Raw genomic sequence first — 3,418 nt, forward strand, 5'->3', positions numbered from 1 at the left:
AAGGCTAAACACCAACGGTTACTGCATCCCTTGTTACGTATCCCCGTGCCACCTGCGGCATCCTAAGTTTAAAAGTTGACTCGTCCACTACCCGAAGTCGATCTCGACAACCACGCCCCGCGGACCGGCGTTGAGCACCAGGCTTTGCTCGAGCGTGACCTGCTTTTCCCAGTCATCGTGGATGTGACCGCAGACCACCAATCGCGGATGCTTGGTCAGCACGCAATCGCGTATCGATTGGCTACCCCGGACTCTCCGTCCACTGTCGCGATCGACCGTGTCAAGCGGCGGAGAGTGCACCACCAACACGCCTGCCTCGTCGCAACCACTGAGCATCTCGGTGGCTTGCGTTTCGTCGAAGTCATACGACCAATCGCCGAACGGTGTCACGGGAATCCCGCCCCCGACGCCCCAAAACGGGACGCCACCAATCTCACATCCTGCTCCGTGCAACACGGTGGCCGACTTCCATCCCTCGGAGGCACTGCGAAGTTCTTCCACGGTCTCCCCGTTGCCCGGCACCAGGATCGCCGGCTTTTCGATTTCCGCCAGAATCTCCAGCGTGTCGGCGAGACCTTCGTGACGATTGGCGAAATCTCCGGCACCGATCACGACGTCTACTTCATCGGCAAGCCGGACCAGGTTTCGCGCCGCTTCGGCATTGCGGTGAAGATCGCTAAAGCAGAGGAATTTCATGAGTCGTTCAAACACGGGGAACTGACGGAGAAGCACGCTGTTTTAGTTTAGTAGAGTAGGGCATGCTGTGCATGCCAGCAGAGTAGGGCATGCTGTGCATGCCAGCAGAGTAGGGCATGCTGTGCATGCCAGCAGAGTAGGGCATGCTGTGCATGCCAGTCGAGCAGCATGCCAGTCACGCACAGCGTGACCTACTAATCGCAAACGCAAGCTGGAAGCTTGTGCCACTCACGGGCCGATGGCGATCAGGTATTCCTGACGACGACCGGATTCGTTGATGCCTGTTCGCACATAAAGACGATTTTCGATGGCGACCGGGGTGGCGAAGATCGAGTCACCGGTCTGGATCTTGGCAACGGATTCAAAGCGATCCGGGAACGCCGAGTACAGAAACACTTCGCCGCGCTGAGTCGCCACGACGACGTGGCCATCGGCGAGCAGGGGTGAAGCGCTGATTCCGCCACCGAACAAACGCATCTTCCACATTTCTTTGCCATCGTGTGTCCGCCAACAGTAGGCGACACCATTGTCCGCGACGGCGAACAGGTAGTTTTTGATCGCCAACAGGGACTGTTCGTAGCACATCACACGATTGCTCCACATCAGTCGCTGTGTTCCATCGGCGGCCACACACCAGGTCCCCGCGTCCGGATTTCCTCCGCTGACGATGACGTGACGATCATCCCAGGCGACCGTCCCGCAGATCGCTTCGGTCGTCGTCGGGACCTGCCAGAGCAAGCGTCCTTTCAACGGATCGTAGGACGAAAACGTCTCCGCCCCGGCGATCAACAGTTGCCGCTCTCCCGCGATCGTCGTCACAATCGGCGACGCAAAGTTCAAGTTTGCCGGCCGCGTAATTTTCCACACTTGTTTTCCGCTGGCGCGATCGAGCGCATAAATCCCGCTGTCCTTGCCGTCGTACTCGGCCGCCACGATCACCAGATCGCCTTCGACGATCGGACTGGCGCCGTACCCGAATTGAAAACTGTACGGTTTGAATCCGCAGACCCGCGTCTGCCATAGCCGGGTGCCGTCGGTCGACAGCGCCGTCAGCACAATCGCATCGTCGGTGTGGAACGATGCGAACAATCGTTCGCCGTCATAGGCCATCGACGGAGACGCGTGCGAGTTATTGGGATGAATGCGGGCCGGGAGCGTGCCACGGTGCAGCACCACTTCCCGCCGCAGCTTTCCCGATCGTGTTTCGAGTTCCAAAACCGACTGTGTGCCGGCATCGGCGTCGGCCGTGGTCAAAAAAATCGCGTCTCCGACAAAGATAGGTGTCGAATGCCCGCGGCCGGGCAATTTGGTTTTCCAGGCGATGCCTTCCCGCGTCCGCAGATCCCAGTGGCGCGGCAACGTCACATCGTCCGCGGCGTGGTTGTCCGCCGTCGGGCCGCGCCATTGAGGCCAAGGTCCCGCCTCGGGGGCCTGCCCCAAACCGACCGCGCCGGCCGAGAGACTGAGCCAAAGGATTGTGATCAAGCCGAGCCGATTCGTCGGTGCGTTGGAATGTTTCATCGTAGAACTGTAGAAGCGAAACGGAATCAATGATAGGTTTTCACGCGACCGCCTGGTCACTCGTTCGTCATGATCGCTCGGCGGTTCGGTTCCGGGCGACTGACTCCCCGGAAGCGAACGAGCTACAATGGCCCGAAAACTTACTTTGAATAGGACAACAGAGCGTATGCGTGCGGGAATCGTCGGCGTCGGGTTCATGGGCTGGATTCACTATCTGGCTTACCAGCGAAGTGATCAAGCTGACTTGGTGGCTTTCTGCAGTCGAAACGAAGCAAAACGTGGCGGCGATTGGACGGGGATCAAGGGTAACTTTGGGCCTCCCGGCGAGCAAATCGATGTTTCCGGCATGGGCGTGTACCAATCACTCGACGCGATGCTGGCCGATGAGTCGATCGATTTGATCGACATCTGTTTGCCGCCAAGTTTGCACGCCGAAGCGATCGAAAAATCCATCGCAGCCGGAAAAAAAGTGCTGTGCGAAAAACCGTTGGCATTGACCGCCGACGATGCGCGGCGGCTGGCAGAACTCGGCGGCCCCGGCGACGTGATGGTCGCCCACGTGTTGCCGTTTATGCCGGAGTTCGGGCTGTTAGTCGACGCCGCGCGTGACGGTCGGTTCGGACGGCCGATCGCGGGACGATTCAAACGCACGATTTCACCGCCGGATTGGATTCCGGATTTTTACGATCCGCTAAGCGTCGGCGGACCGCTGATCGATCTGCACGTCCATGACGCTCATTTGATTCGCGTCTTGTTCGGGATGCCGGACTCGGTGGAAAGCAGTTGCATTCGCAACGACTCGGTGCCGAAGTTCTACGAAACGCTGTTCCGCTATCCCGACGGGCGACCGGTCTCGGCCGGCGGCGGCGTCATCGATTCTCCGGCGCGGGGGTTCACCCACGGCTACGAAGTCTCCTTCGAACGGGCGACGATTCAGTTTGAGTTCGCCGCCTATGCCGACGAAACCACCGCGACGATCCCGCTGGTGATTCTTCACCAAGACGGACGCGTCGAACGACCCGATCTGGGCGACGGCGATCCGATCTCCAGCTTTGTCAAAGAACTCGATGCGGCGGCTGAATCGATTCGCAGTAGTGAAGTGTCGCCGTTGCTCGATGGCAATCTGGCCGCCGACGCCATTCAAATCTGCCAGTGGCAGGTTTAAGGCGAGCGGAGAATCCGTGGGGCAAGCTTCCAGCTT

At 59.4% G+C, this 3,418-nt stretch carries 3 protein-coding genes; 1 reads left to right on the forward strand and 2 read right to left on the reverse strand.

Annotated features, from left to right (window positions below; translation table 11 throughout):
* Positions 1-87: 87 nt before the first annotated feature.
* Together NZK35_RS33840 and NZK35_RS33845 are read right to left on the reverse strand one after the other, a co-directional pair.
* A complete protein-coding gene (locus NZK35_RS33840) occupies positions 88-696 on the reverse strand; it encodes a metallophosphoesterase family protein (protein ID WP_259636950.1) in 609 nt (202 codons plus the stop codon).
* Between the two features lie 228 nt (positions 697-924).
* Positions 925-2,217 (reverse strand): outer membrane protein assembly factor BamB family protein, encoded by a 1,293-nt coding sequence (locus tag NZK35_RS33845; protein WP_259636951.1) that lies wholly within the window; start codon positions 2,215-2,217, stop codon positions 925-927.
* A gap of 166 nt (positions 2,218-2,383) precedes the next feature.
* Between NZK35_RS33845 and NZK35_RS33850 the strand changes: the two genes are divergently transcribed.
* Entirely contained in the window at positions 2,384-3,382 is a 999-nt protein-coding gene (locus NZK35_RS33850) for a Gfo/Idh/MocA family protein (protein ID WP_259636952.1), read from the forward strand.
* The last annotated feature ends 36 nt before the right edge of the window (positions 3,383-3,418 follow it).

This window comes from Stieleria sedimenti (assembly GCF_025060895.1).
GTDB classification, from domain to species: domain Bacteria; phylum Planctomycetota; class Planctomycetia; order Pirellulales; family Pirellulaceae; genus Stieleria; species Stieleria sedimenti.

What these genes read in the sequence shown, in the direction of transcription:
- NZK35_RS33840 (WP_259636950.1), bottom strand. Translation starts at nt 696, where the DNA reads ATGAAATTCCTCTGCTTTAGCGATCTTCACCGCAATGCCGAAGCGGCG.
- NZK35_RS33850 (WP_259636952.1), top strand. Translation starts at nt 2,384, where the DNA reads ATGCGTGCGGGAATCGTCGGCGTCGGGTTCATGGGCTGGATTCACTAT.
- NZK35_RS33845 (WP_259636951.1), bottom strand. Translation starts at nt 2,217, where the DNA reads ATGAAACATTCCAACGCACCGACGAATCGGCTCGGCTTGATCACAATC.